Source organism: Corallincola platygyrae (assembly GCF_039544265.1).
GTDB classification, from domain to species: Bacteria; Pseudomonadota; Gammaproteobacteria; order Enterobacterales; family Neiellaceae; genus Corallincola; species Corallincola platygyrae.
The window spans coordinates 1-14681 of the sequence record NZ_BAABLI010000005.1 but is presented as its reverse complement, the minus strand read 5'-3'; the positions used below and the strand labels follow the sequence as shown (position 1 = coordinate 14681).

Genomic DNA, 14681 nt, shown 5'->3' with positions numbered 1-14681 from the left:
GGGAACAACCATTGCTGCATGACTGCGCCTTGAATTGAACTTGCCCAGGCTTCCTGGTTGACCATATGTTTATTCGGATTGGTATTCAAAACTAAATCCTTCAGGATAGGAGTGAAAACCATCGTAGTCGGCTTTGCTTACTGGCACGTCTTTTAGCCGCAGGATGGCGTAGACCATATTGAGGTGGAAAAAGAAGTTGGGTAACCCATACAGATAGCAGAACTGGTCACCGGGCAGATCAACATCGGCAACACCCGCTTGCTCAGACAGGGTTTGCTGAGATAACTCATCCAATGCAGTTGGCGGCAACTCGGCTATCAACTTACGAACGTCAGCAATACCGGCCTGCAATCCCGTGATAGACGATTCATCAATGTCGACCTCAGGTACTTTCTTATTCGCCATAGGAAAGCAGATCCTCAAAGCGAACCGGCTACAGGTAGCGACTTGCTGAGCCAGGGCAAACATATCCGGCTGCAGTGCAGAGCTTAGTAACTGTGTTTCTGCATGCTTGTTGTTATCAACGGACTGGTCATTATCAAGAGACTGGTCATTATCAAGAGACTGGTCGTTATCAACTGACTTATGCGCTTTGTCCAGCAGCTGATTCAGCTGCTGCAGAAAGTGGTCGCAGATAACGGTTGGTTGTGCGGCAGAGAGAGGATCAATCAAAAGGTTTGTAGACATGCCATTCTTCCTTGCATTGGCCGCCTCAATGGATGCTGGCCAACCAAGCCTAAGTTAATTGCGAGCTTACCAGCGCATAGAAAGCAAGATCGACAGAAATAACCACCACCGGAACAAACAGCGCGAACTTGACTGCAACGCCCGAGCGAAACTCTAAGCCGATTTTTAGGAATAGATAAGGCACCAGGAAATAGAGTACCAGCCCGATAAATCCCAGCATTGCCGGTAGCTCTAACATGGCGATGCCCATCGACAAGAAGAAATTAATGAATGCCGGAACCAAAACAAAAACCAACGCCATCCACCAATCCACCTCATAGCCATTGTCCGCTTTCAAAAAACGATAGATAACAAACAGAATACTTACTGCCAGTGCCGTTGTGATCATGATACTGCTCCTTCTAAATCACCGTGTTTTTCATTTTCTATCTCACCCGCGCCATACTAAATACATCCACATAACCGCCGTCACGGAAAGCTGACTGTTTATGCTCGCCCTCAACCACAAAGCCATGTTTTTTATACAGCGCGATCGCTGCATCGTTGTCGGTATAAACCTCCAGCTCAACTCGCGTCACCGCGAGCCAGTTATCACACATATCCAGCGCCGCTTTTAACAGGGCTGAACCGACTCCCTGACGCAAAACAGTCTGGCACACACCCATGCCAAAGTTCGCGGTATGTTTTCGGCGAGGGTTGGCGATAGTACTTAAGCCCAACTGGCCCACTAGCTTACCGTCGACTATGGCGACCAGGTTGTGATAGCCCTCAGCAGGTTTATCCATGCGGCATTGCCACATCTGTTGGCTGGGATAAGGGAGCTGCAATGTCCCTGCATATGCATGAGGCTGGGCATAAATGGCCTGCACTGCTTGAGCATCCGAGGGTTCGGCGGCACGAATAATCATATCTTTCATAAGGCTAGAAGAAGGGATCCCTATCGGTTTTAGACCAGAATCGAATGAAATCGAAAATTACCCCAGAGCCATAAAACAGGTCGTAAAAGCCCGTCAAGACTGCGCCAATTAAAGCAGTAAAAAGGAAAAAGGGGTGATCGTTGAAGTAGTAGAAGTAACTGAAACTACTGACGGTAACCACGCCTCCCATCGCAGACCAGAAGTAACTCTGCCCCCAGGCTGCAAAGACAGCCAATACGTAGAATGGAAGAAAGATCCAAAGCTTTCCTACCAACGCAACCAAGGTACCTATAAACAACGCACCGACGGTGATGAACTTAGAAACTGGCATCCACTGCCCTCTTTTTGTCTTAGCTGATTCCCTGATACCCTGAGACCCTAGGGTCTAGCCACCAAGCTGGTCATGCCCTCACGGGGAGACGGTTACATTATCCAGACGCTATTACACTTTGCGCTAATAAACAAATGGATTCTGACCGCGACAAATCTGCGCTGCCAGATTACTGCCAACGGATCGTAATCGGTGTGCCTACGGGTACCAGCGACAGGAATTCATCCATCTCGTCGTTGGTAATAGCAACACAGCCATTGGTCCAGTTAAAGCGCTGCGCAATGGGGGCTAACCATCCCAACCAGTTACGCTGACCATGCACCATGATAAAGCCGCCCGGCGAGACGCCTTTAGCTTTTGCGTTGGCCTTGTCTTCTGCGTTGGGGTAGCTCACATGCATGGACCGATAGAACGCGGAATCTTCCTTAACGTAATCCAGCGTGTAAGTACCTTCAGGCGTGCGTTGGTCGCCTTCCTGCTGTTTATGTCCCTTGGGGTTTCCACCCAGCGCAATATGGTAGGTTTTTAGCGGGTTATCCCCCTGGTAGAGAGTCATCTCGCGCTTAGATTTAACCACCACAACGTGGTCAGCTTTAGCGGCCAAGACATCAAAGGTGAGTAAAGTGGTCACCACTGCCAAAGCAAGCAGCGGCCAGAGTAGTTTTTTACTCATACTCATCCGGCCCCATGCCATGGTCTTTATTTGGTTTTTCAGTACGCCAGTCCAGCATAAATAGTGTGATAGGCAAGAATGCAAAGAAGAACGGCCAGGCCCAGCTAAACCAGGTTTCAAACACCGGCGTCCATTGGGTGCCTATTTCCGTTTGAAAGATACCGCCGGGGTTTGTTTTCCAGTCGATAAAGGTCGGAATAGCGGCGAGTAAGGTTGCTAAAATAGTCGCATTAAGAACGACCTTTGCCACCACCTGCACTGCCTGTTTTCTTTTTGATTCAGCGTTTTCAGGCATCCTTCTTTCCTCCGCGACATTTAATCATTAAAAGCTAACCTGCTTTGTCACGAATTGCACGCCATCACGGCGATTAGGAAATCTTGATGAAGAAAATACGTTAATACGAATGGATCTCATTTACATTCGCATTACATGATCATAGTATTGCCGCCGAAAATAACAACACACATTTAACCACGGGACAGAAAGCCCTTTTCTGATCGCTATCAGCACCCGCGGTTTTGGCTCTCGCATTAAGGGATTTTGATCATGAAGAAGCACTCCTTGGCCATCGCTATTTCTGTGGCGATAGGCTTTACACCGCTCACACACGCAGAAGATGCCGTTGATGAGGCAGATGTTGAACGCATTGAAGTCAAAGGCAGTTATATCCAGGGCTACAACGCGCACTCTGCCAGCGGTGCTTCTAAGCTGGAGCTGCCGATTGCGGAGATCCCGCAGTCAGTTTCGGTGATCACGAACCAGCAACTGCAAGACTTCCAACTGACCGACATTAATGCCGCATTAGACACGGCCACGGGTATCAATGTTGAGCGCATCGAAACCGACCGCACCTACTACACCGCACGCGGGTTTGACGTCACTAACTTCCAGATCGACGGCGTCGGATTACCGCTGGCCTCAGGTAACGCGCACGCTGGCGAAGACACCGCCATCTATGACCGTATCGAAGTTATCCGCGGTGCCAATGGTTTGATGACGGGCGTCGGTAACCCGTCCGCCACCATCAACTTTATTCGTAAGCGCCCTACCGCTGATGACCAGTTGGTCGTCAATGGCACCTATGGCAGCAGGAACAGTGGCCGCCTGGAATTGGATGGCACCAAACACTTCAACGAAAACTTTGCCGCCCGCGCTGTGGTTCTGACCGAAAGCAAGGAGAGTTATCTCGACCGCTATGAAACCGACAAACAGGTGGTTTACATCTTTTTGGAAGGCCATCTAACCGAGTACACCACGGTGACACTCAGCCATAGCTATAGCAATAACGATGCTGAAGGTAATCTCTGGGGCGCCCTGCCCCTCTACTACACCGACGGTTCCCCCACTGACTACGGCCGTTCAACCAGCACTTCTGCGGACTGGTCTAACTGGCAGGTCATTCGCAACAACACGGTTGTCGAGTTGGATCATCAGCTTAGTGAAAACTGGCAGATCCGTTCCACCTACTCATACAAAGACACCGATGAGGACAGCGAACTTTTCTATGTGTTTGGTACACCAGATAGAGAGACTGGCCTAGGCCTGACAGGGTATGGCAGCCAATATGTGCATGACGATGAGCACCACCTGTTCGACCTTTACCTAAGGGGTGATATCGAGATGTTCGGTCGCGACCACCAACTGGTCGCCGGGGTGAACTACGCCAAACTGGATTACACAGACAGGTCACTATACGACTACACCACAGGTGCGGGATTCCCTCCGATGCCAGATCTACATGAATGGGATGGCAACACGCCTAAACCGGTATTTGCGGATGGTGAAACAGGCGGAGACGTCACCCAGGAGCAGAAGGCTGCGTACGTCACCGGGCGCTTTAACCTGTTTGATGGCTTCCACGCCATTGTCGGCGGCCGCTACAACGACTGGGATGTGGATGGCGAGTCTTACGGCGTGGTCCGCGATACTGGCGATGCCGAGTTTATTCCGTATTTAGGTGTGGTTTATCGGGTTGTACCAGAAGTTGTTGCCTACGCCAGCTATACCGAGACCTTCCAGTCACAAACTGAGCTGAACATCGACAACGAAACACTGGATCCGGTCACCGGCGAAAGTGCTGAAATCGGCCTAAAAGCCGAGCTGTTTGATGGTCGATTACTCGCCAGCGTGGCCTACTTTGATGTGCAGCAGAAAAACCTGGCGATCCTCGACCCAAGCACTGAAAACCTGCCGCCGGATCAACAGCGTTACATAGGGGCTGACGGTATCAGCAGTGATGGTTATGAGCTGGATATCGCGGGCGAGATCTACGAAGGCCTGAACGTCAGCATCGGCTACACAGATTTCGATATCAATGGGGATGACCAGGTAGCCGCCTACACCCCCAGCCGTATGTTGAAGCTGTCTGCCGTGTATGAGGTTCCATTCTTGGAAGGCCTGACTACGGGCATGAATATGCGCTGGCAAGATGATATTTCGCGGGTACAGGGCGTTGTTGGCGATGACTTTGATAATGCCGGAGAAGAGATTGTCACTGAGCAAGATGCCTACGCCATTGTCGATCTTATGGCGAGATATGAGTTCAACGAAGACGTCAGTCTGAGTGTTAACGCCTACAACGTCACCGATGAAAAATATCTGACCAGCCTTTACTGGGCACAGGGCTACTACGGTGCCCCGGCAAACTACAGCGCAACACTGAGTTGGGCGTTCTAGTACTTGGCTGGGCGTTCTAACCGGAAAGAAAAGCAATAAACAATGGCACTGACAGGCGTGAGCGGGTCAGTGCCTTAGTCGTATCTGGACCACCCGAGGTGGGTCCGATAGGTAAAAACAGCACTAACAATCCGAGATAGCACCATGAGAAAGACCCTGTTTAAATGGCACTCCTATGCAGCCCTGATCGCCCTGCTACCGATTATTGTTATCTCGGTAACCGGCAGTATTCTGGTGTTTAAGGTCGAAATAGACTCTTTACTCAGACCTGAGCATATGCGGGTCGATACCGCACCAGACACACCACGCGTCAGCCTGGATGCGCTGATGCAAACCACGCTCAACGCTAACCCTGACTACGAATTGGGTGGCTGGGAGATCTTCGATGACAAACAGCGTTCCGATGCGGGGTATCTGATCAAACGAAACACAGATGAGTGGTTCAAGGTTTATATCGACCAATACCGTGGTCACCTGCTATCCCAGCCACAACCCATGGACCATTACCTGACAGACTGGTTACTGGAACTGCATTACACCTTCCTGCTCCACCTGAAAGGAGCAACAGTCGCCCTTATCGCTTCAGTGATTATGCTGTTTCTCGGGATCAGCGGCATCATTCTCTATCGGCGATTTTGGGCGAAGTTGTTTACTCTCAGGTTCAAAGCAGCAAAGCGCATTCTCTACAGCGATATTCATAAATTTATCGGTATCCTGAGCTCACCTGTGATGATCATCATCGCCTTTACCGGCGGCTACTGGACCCTGATGGGCATCATCCACGAAGTCACTGAGCATGGGGGTGATGAACACGTCTATATTCAAGCGCCGCTGCATAGCCCGGACATCTCATTTGAAGCTTTGATGCTGCGGGCTGAGCAGGAGATCCCAAGCTACAAAGCGGGTTACCTGGCCATGCCACACGAACCCGATCGAGATATCACCTTCTACGGCAAAGTCGACAGTACTAACCCCTTTAACAGCGAATATGGCAGCACCGTGGCGTTCGATAAGAACAGTGGCGAGCTTCTTAGCAAAACCGACATACGTGAAGCTAGTAACTTACATGTGTTTGTTGATAGTTTTCGCAAACTGCATTTCGGCTACTTTGGCGGACTAATCACCCGAGTCCTTTGGTGCGTGTTGGGGCTGGCACCTGTGATACTGGCCATTACCGGACTCACGTTGTACCTGATGCGCAGGCGCTATACGGCAAAACCAAAGCGCGTGAAGCCTAAACGCGTGAAAGAAAAGCGCGCAAAACCAAAGCGCGTCAGAGAAAAGAAAAAAGCAGTATTGGAGTCAGTTTGATAGAAACGAAAAAGCCGCCCTTGGGCGGCTTTTCTTAAAACTGAATACAGTTACTAGCAAGAAACACTGGCACTCGATACTTATCTGTTCTGCAGAACAACCGCGGCCAAAGGCACACCGAAACTTATCACGCTCCAGATAATGACATCTGTTTGATACTTTCTAAGCTCTGCCAATCGATTTCGAAATTTCAGCCCGCTCCAAACCAAGGTCAGGTATGCCGATGGCAACAGGGACACGACAAACAATGCCCAGGCAAATATTCCTTCCGCTCTACCGCTGACACATTCGAATCTGCCACAAAAATAGAGTAAGAACGCGCCATCCAAAGCGCCGACTAAGGCATAACCCGTAAAAAGAACGGCGACACTCATAAAGATAAAATAATCGGTCGTCTGGTTCCCTGTTAACTTCTTTTCCATGTCCTTCGAGCGTCCTATTGGTTGAGCCAAAGCGCTGTGGTATCCCCTGTAATAGCTGGCATGATCATCAGCAATAACAATCCAACATAGAGGGCGATTGTAGTTGATCCGATTCAGTAGACACCAAAGTCAAACAAGACGGAGGTGTTTATGCCAGCCTACAAGAACGCAAAGAAGACGAAGCAATACACGACAGAATTTAAAGCGACAGCAGTCAAACTGACTCACTATAAAGGCGCTACAGTGAAGGGAGTTGCTGAGTCATTGGGTATTCATCCTTTCATGTTGTCCCGCTGGAGAAAGGAATATCGGGAAGGGAAAATCATGTCCGATCGTCGTAAAAAGCTTATCAAGAAGCCAGCTTCAGTCAGTGAAAACGAACGTATCGCTGCACTCGAAAAAGAGAATGCCAGACTCAGGCTGGAGAACGACCTGCTAAAAAAGTGGCAACGATTCGAAGCGGAAGAAAACCGACGAGGTTCCGATTCATAGACACCTATCGGAGGCGGTATCCAATCGCCCTTATGTGTCGCTTTCTCAATGTATCGCGCGCGGGCTATTACGCATGGAAGCAACGAGATGTCAGTCATCGTTACCTAGTTGACCGCGTACTGGAGCACCGAATCAAGCAGCTCTTTGAAACTAACCGAGGAGTTTACGGAAGCCCGAGAATACATGCGGCGCTTAAGCGAGAGGGTATTTCTACCAGCCGCAAGCGAGTAGCCCGATTGATGCGTGAAAATGGGCTTAGGGCGCGTTGTGCAAGGGTATACCGACGCTTTGCTGGATTACACCGCTTCTTTCTTCGACATCCAAATATACGCAGAGAGCTGCCAAAGCCGACAAAGAGTAATGAGCATTGGGCGGCGGATCTGACTTACGTCAGGCAGGGGCAACGCTGGCTTTACCTGGCTGTTGTTATCGACCTTTACTCCAGGCGAGTGGTGGGTTGGTCACTTGGGGCTGAGAAATCCGCTGCACTGACACTGTCATCGTTGCGAATGGCGATACGCAACCGAAGGCCAGAGGCGGGTTTAATCTTCCATACTGACCGAGGCTCTGAATACGGTGCAGCAGAGATCCAACAAGAACTGAAGAAGCACGGAATACGGCCTAGCATGAACAGGCCGGGATACTGTACGGATAATGCAGAAATGGAGTCATTCTTCCACTCGCTCAAAGGTGAACTGGTTAAAGGTGTACTGTTTAAAAGTGAGTGTGATTTACGTGACAAAGTCGCTGGCTACATCCAGCATTTTTATAACAGAATAAGATTGCACTCGAGCTTAAATTACATGAGTCCAATCGAATACGAAGCAGTGACGCGGTAGATGAGAAGGGTGTCTATTTTATCGGGTGAACATCAGATGCCTTTCGCACCACGCGTTCTGAACAAATAAACTGGCAAGGTATATGGCCACATCCAAAGCAAAACCGACCCCGCTGTTGGAAAACGGTATTGGCCCCGCTTGTCGCAGTGCAGCCAAAACGATAACAACACGATAAAGACACCCATCCACCAACGTGACACGTTGGTGCCGGGCTCTGCGCCAAGAATACTGAAAGTCACATGATAGATAATCAGTATCAGAAATAGACCCACTATCGATAGCCCCACAAATAGGGCTGTGCCGTTGCCTACTCGCTCAGCTGATATGTACTGTTTATTCCTCAACGCCCTACTCACAGCTGCCATTTACTCCAACGTAAACCCAACGGGTGCCATCGGCTTTTCGAAATAATAAAGGTTCACATAGAGATGAATAGGCTCAGCCAAGCCTTCATAACTCAGCTCATAGACATCCAGTAAACCACCTCCAAAAGCGAGCGAACTATCCTTAAATGCACAACAGCTGCCTAATCTACGCCATTGCACACGTTCACCGTTTGGCCCCAATAAACCTTCAAAATACTCTTTGTGACGCCCTTCATACTCGGTTCCCAACATAAAACCACCCAGCTTTACTGGCTTTTGTGGCGTCAGGCCATACTCAGGATCCAGCGATGTCAGAGGGTGTTGGCTGGATTCAGGGGGGACATAGACCGACCTAGAGGCGCACCCAACCACCAGCGAGAGACATATATAAAACAAAGCGACGCGAATCATTTTAATCATCCCTTATTCAATAATTCCTATCGTGAAGAGTTAACTCCAATTTTCCCTTTAGCTGCTTTCTTGATCACCACCGTCTGTGCCAGGTAATCACCCAGGCGTTTACGCTTTTTAGATAAGATAAAGACGGCATCAAATACGCCGAGAAATGGCACGATAAGGTTTCTCAGAAATGACTGTGTTAGCGAGCAGTAGTGTCCACCGTTCTCACTCACCACTGAGATGTTGAACACTTTCTTTCCCAAACTCTGTCCTTGTGGCAAGGCGTCACAAAATAGGTAGTAGGCCATAGGTATGCCGATAACGACCCAGTCGGCATAGTCTGAGCCACCTTCAACCAACTTGGACAGGGATAACAGTGTGATAAACAGCAGCATAGTCAACAGGCCATCTATGGTATGACCCCAGATCCGAGCCGTCGCGCTGGCAAAAACCCAGGTCACTGAGTTCTCAGGCTGCTGTTCAGATAATGGCTCTTCTGGCTTTGATGGGGGATCTACCTGTCCTACCTGTTCAAGCTGCAATGTTGGTTCCGTTCGCGCCATACTGATTTACTCCTATCCGCGTTGACTAACTGAACAGGTAAGCCAGTACGAGGCCAGCGTAGATCAATAGATAGATAACCAACGGCAACACAACAAACCAAATCATAGCCCGCCAGCGCACCACATCGAAGTTGGCTCGTATCCCCTTGTAGCACACAACAACAGACCAAAACGGAAAGATGAAAAGTATTGCTGACCAAAGCTCATCGGCTTTGAAATAAGTGAAATAGTCTGAATAGACAAGAGTAAATATGACGACAGAAATAATATGAGGTAGAAACTCGACCATGTTCGAAAATAGGAAAACCGTTCTGCCATCCTCTTTTTCGAACTCCTTCGCGCCGCTCCATGACAATCGAAGGTTAAAAAACCAACCACCGATTAACCATGTGAAGAAACCCGATATAGCACCGAGCACAGTGACCAAAGCCCAAAACTTAAACCAACCTTCAGAGGCTATTGAAAGCATGAAATCATTAGAGTTGCTTGCTGCTCCAAGGTCGGATTTGATCAGCTGTGAATCGACTCTACTGATGATGTTTGACATGCCGAAAAACAGCAGAGAAACGTAAATCAGACCAGTGCTCTGCAGCCGCTGAATATCGCTGAAGAACTTACTTGGTTGGAAGAATAGTCTGTGAATATTCTGAAACAGGTAAGCAAAACCTGTCGATGCCTCGACCTCTTCGCTCGCTATGACCTCAGTGGTGTTTTCGCTCATTACAAACTCCTTTTTTAAGCGCACAGATAACCCAGGCCATCCTGCTGAGACCTACTTGATGACTGTGTTTAAAATCATGCAAGACCGGAGCTAGCAGCAAAAGGCACAGTCTCGTACTGCGCTGACAATTAGTCAGACGAGAAAGGAATGAGAGTCTCTTGGAATGCTCGCCACTTCCTTTCGGCGATGAGCAATAAATATACCCCGCTTAACCATCAACAGATACTGATTTAGATTAGTTTTATGAACTGGGCCAATCACTCACTTTCGCACATCCATGCCTAACTCACTCATAACTAATAGATTTAGCTTCTACACTTAGTAGCTGTGTCAGTTGATATTTACTCTTTGTCTCGGAGCTATATGCATGGATAACGCTTCAAGTACCTGGACTACCCGGGCGTTAGATAAGATCGAGGTAGTTGGAAATAAGCTGCCTGATCCGGCCATTATCTTTTTAGTCTGTCTGGCGATCGTATGGGTGGCGTCGGCCATTTTCTCCCAAGTCAGTTTTGAAGCGATCGATCCCCGTACGGGTGACGCGATCGTGGTGAACAATCTGCTGACGGGAGATTCACTGGCAAGCTTCTTAAGCCGCATGGTAACTATCTTTACCGGTTTTGCACCGCTGGGTGTGGTATTGGTGGCCATGTTGGGTGTCGGTGTCGCCGAACACTCTGGTTTTATCAGTGCCGGCTTAAAGCGAATGTTGGATTCAACGCCCAATAGCTTGCTGACCCCCATGGTGGTGCTGGTGGCCATTGTTTCCCATACAGCCACTGATGCAGGATATGTACTGGTGATACCTCTGGCTGGGGTGATCTTCTACGCCATGGGGCGACATCCATTAGCCGGTATTGCCGCGGCATTTGCTGGGGTCAGTGGCGGCTTCTGCGCCAACTTTATTCCCTCTGCCATCGACCCCTTACTGCAGAGTTTTACCCAAACTGCCGCGCAGATCATTGACCCTGAGATTCAAGTAAACCCACTGAACAACTGGTTCTTTAACTCGGCGTCCTCGCTACTGATTATAGCTATCGCCTGGTATCTGACAGACAAAGTGATTGAACCCAGATTGAAAGATGTTGAAGTGGATGGCGATCCGAACGATATCCCCAAATTTGCCGAACTGACTGCCGAGCAGAGCCGCGCTTTGCGCTGGGCCAGCCTGACCATGCTGATAGGCGTGATTATTCTGGTGGCGATATTGGTACCAGAATCCAGCCCGCTGCGTGATGTGCAAGGCAAACTAACATCGTTCAAAGCGCCAATTATGCAATCGATCGTGCCTTTGATCTTTCTGCTGTTCTTGTTGCCCGGTGCGGTTTACGGCTACTTGTCCGGCACCTATCAAAGCACCAAGGATATGATTAACAGCATGACCAAAGCGATGCATGGCATGAGCTACTACATCGTGATGGCATTCTTCTGTGCGCTGTTTATTGACGCCTTTGGTAAATCTAACCTGGGTGCATTGATGGCAATTGAGGGGGCTGAAGTGCTGAAAGCCCTTTCACTGCCGACCATGGTCACTGTGATTGGCATTATTCTGCTGACAGGTTTTGTAAATCTGTTTGTTGGCTCCAGTTCGGCTAAGTGGGCGCTGCTGGGTCCCATCTTTGTCCCCATGCTGATGCAGCTGGATATCTCGCCCGACCTGACCCAGATCGCTTACCGTATCGGTGACTCATCTACCAACATCATTACCCCGCTGATGCCCTACTTTCCATTAGTGGTGGTCTATTGCCAGCGCTATGTGAAATCTACCGGTATCGGTACGGTGCTGTCGCTGATGCTGCCATTCAGTATCAGCATTATTGTGCTGTGGAGTATCTTCCTGTTGATCTACTGGGGTCTGGGCATTCCACTCGGCATTCAATCCAGTTACTTGTACACACCTGCTGGATAAACTATTGCCGGATAAACCCTCCAAAAAACAATGGCGTCAGGCAAATCCTGGCGCCAGCTTCTAAACTTACTATCAGCCTGTGAACATCTGAAACAGGCATCCCCTTTTAAGGCGTAGGAGGCAAACCTATGTCAGACGATACAAACAAAAACAGCTTACCTAGCGGCAGTTCAGATAATGCCTGGCGACTTTATCTCGCAGGCGGCCTGATTTTCATCGGCTTTGTTGCGGCTGGTGTTTGGGGATTTGGCGATCTCAAACTACTGGTCGTCAATGAGCACCTGGTAGAAAGTGGCGGCGATATCTTCCTTAAGTACCTGTTTTTAGCGCTGGCGATCGAACGTGCAGCAGCCGTGTTTGTCAGTAATTATCGCAACCGTAAGGCCGTTGACTGGTCACTTCGCATCTCCCGCATCAAGGAGACGTTGGATAACGCCGAACAGCCAGTCGATGTACTGAGCATGGTTTATGGCCGTGAGATCCGCGTTGCCAGAGGTGTGCTGGATAGTCAGATGCTGGACCTATTACCCAAAGTCAAAGATGGCGCCTCAGCTGAAGAGTACCGCGCAGTATTACTGTGCCTGAAACACAGCTACGAGTTTGCCAAGGCTAGGCATCAGTCTCTGTGTAACCGAGATATCACCTTCTTTGTGTTTATCTCCGGTATTGTTCTGGCGTTTTTAGGCTTAAGTATTCTGGGGGATGTACTGGCTGATATTCAGGGCCTGAACAATACCCAGGAAATATTTCTTCGCTTTGCCGATGTGCTGATAACAGGGGGGTTGTTAGGTGGTGGTAGTTCAGGGCTGAACTTCGCCTCCACGCGTTTTGCAGAGTTGATGAAGAAGGGCTAACAGTCAAAGTTTTATGAAGTTCTAAATTTATTTCTGATCACTTTTTTATCGATAGCTATTTGCTGCCGCTCATGCGGCCTATCACATCTTCACGGCTATCCATTGTTGAAATAGATAGCATGGGTTAAATGGCAGAGACCAAGTATCGGTCTCCGCCCAGAGGCATGCAAACTGAATTGTTTTTTTGAGTCCAACAGACGTTTAAAGATGCCGCTATGAATCTTTGCTTACAGAAAAGAAAGTACCGCCAGCACCATCTTCCTGATACAAGATCGAGTAAAGGCTGGTTTGCCCACACCCGGTGACATCCCACTGCTCTCTCCAAGACATGTTACCTATTTCACCCGAAGGCTCGTTTACGACTTTAGAGGTGATATTTTCAATGCTGTCACACCCCATCGCACTGCTATATAAAGACAGCATGTTTACGGTATCGTTAACCAGAGTTCCATTAGCAAGCGTCTTGCCCTGAATATCTACAGAAGGCTTAGTCGCACAGCCGGATAACAGAAGTAACAATAAAGAGAACCAAACTACTTTTTTCATAATCAACACTCGTTTTTCTTATTGGAAAATTTATTAGGTACGTTTCGCTCTATTGGTAGCTTGACTATTCTTTCGCTGATGCCAGTCTAAAAAGCTCAATAACTGGTTCTAGTAGCAGAGCGCCACCTCGAGTGTCCCGCCCCTGTTTTAGCGCTTGGATACGATGCTCCCTGCTTTCCAGGTAGTAACCAAACTGTCCCTCATTCCAACCTATGTAGATATGAGGTAAATCGGAGGTCTGCTTGATCTGATGAAGGCTGGAGTGACCATTGAGCAACATATTCCCAATCAATGAATAGTTTCCGTCACTTTCGATCTTCTGGGTAAACTCTCGATAGATATAAAGCTGAGTTTATTTGGCGTGACACTTTTCCGGACGATTATCTTCAAGTGGAATATCTATCTCATCGCCCATAACCATAAACTGATGTGTAGAGCGGTCTTCAGCATAGAAGAAGTAGCGACTGCCCACAGCCAGTGACGGGTAACGTGATTCCGGAAGGTGATGAACCTTAACTAGCTCTCCCTTTTTTGCCCCCAATATCTGCTCCTCTATCCGAACAGTAAAGGTGACACCGCAAGGAGCAAATGCATCATCGGCAAAGATAGCTTCACCATCAATAACAACGCCCGTGGCAATTAATTTGCCATCGTGGAAGAAGTCATCAATGTCGAATGACCTCGGCATTATTGCATTCGCACTCGTGGTGAAGAGCAGCAATATCAATCCCAACAGCTTTAAATAGACCAAGCTTAAACCTCACTCTTCCATGCGTTACTGCAGGATTATTCGAACAAAAACCGATACTAATCTATGGTATTAATCACATCTGAGCGGGTGATCACATGGCGTTAAAACGACTCCTAACCAACCAATTTGACTCACTAACAGAAAGTAAATAATCCACCTGCATAGCAGGTGGCTTTGCTTTTGGGCACCCTATAAGGGTGCTTTTCTGCTTTAACTAACTCCTA

Annotated in this window: 19 protein-coding genes; 5 read left to right on the top strand and 14 right to left on the bottom strand. The window is 48.7% G+C overall.

What is annotated here, in order from left to right; translation table 11 throughout:
* Positions 1-69 precede the first annotated feature (69 nt).
* The 6 genes from ABEA14_RS02660 to ABEA14_RS02635 all read right to left on the bottom strand — a co-directional run bounded on the left by ABEA14_RS02660 (position 70) and on the right by ABEA14_RS02635 (position 2903).
* Entirely contained in the window at positions 70-687 is a 618-nt protein-coding gene (locus ABEA14_RS02660; protein WP_345338287.1) for a DUF1993 family protein, read from the bottom strand.
* A 49-nt stretch (positions 688-736) separates the two neighbouring features.
* Positions 737-1075 carry a hypothetical protein gene (locus ABEA14_RS02655; RefSeq protein ID WP_345338286.1) on the bottom strand — a complete coding sequence of 113 codons (339 nt, stop codon included), beginning with the start codon at positions 1073-1075 and terminating at the stop codon, positions 737-739.
* Between the two features lie 37 nt (positions 1076-1112).
* A complete protein-coding gene (locus ABEA14_RS02650; RefSeq protein ID WP_377776181.1) occupies positions 1113-1604 on the bottom strand; it encodes a GNAT family N-acetyltransferase in 492 nt (163 codons plus the stop codon).
* A gap of 4 nt (positions 1605-1608) precedes the next feature.
* Positions 1609-1935: a hypothetical protein gene (locus ABEA14_RS02645; protein WP_345338284.1), complete on the bottom strand. Its 327-nt coding sequence runs from the start codon at positions 1933-1935 to the stop codon at positions 1609-1611.
* A gap of 169 nt (positions 1936-2104) precedes the next feature.
* The gene (locus ABEA14_RS02640; protein WP_345338283.1) at positions 2105-2608 is read right to left on the bottom strand and encodes a L,D-transpeptidase family protein; all 504 of its coding nucleotides are present in this window, start codon (positions 2606-2608) and stop codon (positions 2105-2107) included.
* Positions 2601-2903: a hypothetical protein gene (locus ABEA14_RS02635; RefSeq protein WP_345338282.1), complete on the bottom strand. Its 303-nt coding sequence runs from the start codon at positions 2901-2903 to the stop codon at positions 2601-2603. Before ABEA14_RS02635 ends, ABEA14_RS02640 begins: the two co-directional genes overlap by 8 nt.
* Before the next feature lie 252 nt (positions 2904-3155).
* Between ABEA14_RS02635 and ABEA14_RS02630 the strand changes: the two genes are divergently transcribed.
* Both ABEA14_RS02630 and ABEA14_RS02625 read left to right on the top strand, forming a co-directional pair.
* Positions 3156-5285 carry a TonB-dependent siderophore receptor gene (locus tag ABEA14_RS02630; RefSeq protein ID WP_345338281.1) on the top strand — a complete coding sequence of 710 codons (2130 nt, stop codon included), beginning with the start codon at positions 3156-3158 and terminating at the stop codon, positions 5283-5285.
* A gap of 144 nt (positions 5286-5429) precedes the next feature.
* A complete protein-coding gene (locus tag ABEA14_RS02625) occupies positions 5430-6596 on the top strand; it encodes a PepSY-associated TM helix domain-containing protein (RefSeq protein WP_345338280.1) in 1167 nt (388 codons plus the stop codon).
* An 80-nt stretch (positions 6597-6676) separates the two neighbouring features.
* On the opposite strand, the gene ABEA14_RS02620 is transcribed toward ABEA14_RS02625, so the two are convergent.
* Positions 6677-7018, bottom strand: a complete 342-nt coding sequence (locus ABEA14_RS02620; protein ID WP_345338279.1) for a hypothetical protein — start codon at positions 7016-7018, stop codon at positions 6677-6679.
* A gap of 150 nt (positions 7019-7168) precedes the next feature.
* On the opposite strand from ABEA14_RS02620, the gene ABEA14_RS02615 reads away from it, so the two are divergent.
* Positions 7169-8349 (top strand): IS3 family transposase gene (locus tag ABEA14_RS02615; protein ID WP_377776180.1). Its coding sequence is split into 2 segments (ribosomal slippage): positions 7169-7462 and positions 7465-8349, totalling 1179 coding nucleotides; the frame shifts between segments, so codons are not numbered across the junction.
* A gap of 32 nt (positions 8350-8381) precedes the next feature.
* On the opposite strand, the gene ABEA14_RS02610 is transcribed toward ABEA14_RS02615, so the two are convergent.
* From ABEA14_RS02610 to ABEA14_RS02595, 4 genes are read right to left on the bottom strand one after another with little or no spacing between them, the layout of a single operon-like run.
* Entirely contained in the window at positions 8382-8714 is a 333-nt protein-coding gene (locus ABEA14_RS02610; RefSeq protein WP_345338277.1) for a hypothetical protein, read from the bottom strand.
* Positions 8715-9125 carry a hypothetical protein gene (locus ABEA14_RS02605; RefSeq protein ID WP_345338276.1) on the bottom strand — a complete coding sequence of 137 codons (411 nt, stop codon included), beginning with the start codon at positions 9123-9125 and terminating at the stop codon, positions 8715-8717.
* A gap of 26 nt (positions 9126-9151) precedes the next feature.
* Positions 9152-9676, bottom strand: a complete 525-nt coding sequence (locus tag ABEA14_RS02600) for an RDD family protein (RefSeq protein ID WP_345338275.1) — start codon at positions 9674-9676, stop codon at positions 9152-9154.
* Between the two features lie 25 nt (positions 9677-9701).
* On the bottom strand, positions 9702-10397 hold the full coding sequence (locus ABEA14_RS02595; protein WP_345338273.1) for a YIP1 family protein: 696 nt from the start codon (positions 10395-10397) through the stop codon (positions 9702-9704).
* 367 nt (positions 10398-10764) lie between these two features.
* Here ABEA14_RS02595 and ABEA14_RS02590 point away from each other — a divergent pair, with 367 nt between their 5' ends.
* Both ABEA14_RS02590 and ABEA14_RS02585 read left to right on the top strand, forming a co-directional pair.
* Positions 10765-12306, top strand: a complete 1542-nt coding sequence (locus ABEA14_RS02590; protein ID WP_345338272.1) for an AbgT family transporter — start codon at positions 10765-10767, stop codon at positions 12304-12306.
* Between the two features lie 128 nt (positions 12307-12434).
* Positions 12435-13160, top strand: a complete 726-nt coding sequence (locus ABEA14_RS02585) for a hypothetical protein (RefSeq protein ID WP_345338271.1) — start codon at positions 12435-12437, stop codon at positions 13158-13160.
* Positions 13161-13373: 213 nt separating this feature from the next.
* Here the strand turns inward: ABEA14_RS02585 and ABEA14_RS02580 are convergent, their stop codons facing one another.
* The 3 genes from ABEA14_RS02580 to ABEA14_RS02570 all read right to left on the bottom strand — a co-directional run bounded on the left by ABEA14_RS02580 (position 13374) and on the right by ABEA14_RS02570 (position 14394).
* Entirely contained in the window at positions 13374-13706 is a 333-nt protein-coding gene (locus ABEA14_RS02580) for a hypothetical protein (RefSeq protein ID WP_345338270.1), read from the bottom strand.
* A 64-nt stretch (positions 13707-13770) separates the two neighbouring features.
* Positions 13771-13998, bottom strand: coding sequence for a hypothetical protein (locus ABEA14_RS02575; protein ID WP_345338269.1), 228 nt, complete (start codon positions 13996-13998; stop codon positions 13771-13773).
* A 60-nt stretch (positions 13999-14058) separates the two neighbouring features.
* Positions 14059-14394 (bottom strand): hypothetical protein, encoded by a 336-nt coding sequence (locus tag ABEA14_RS02570; RefSeq protein WP_345338268.1) that lies wholly within the window; start codon positions 14392-14394, stop codon positions 14059-14061.
* Between the last annotated feature and the right edge of the window lie 287 nt (positions 14395-14681).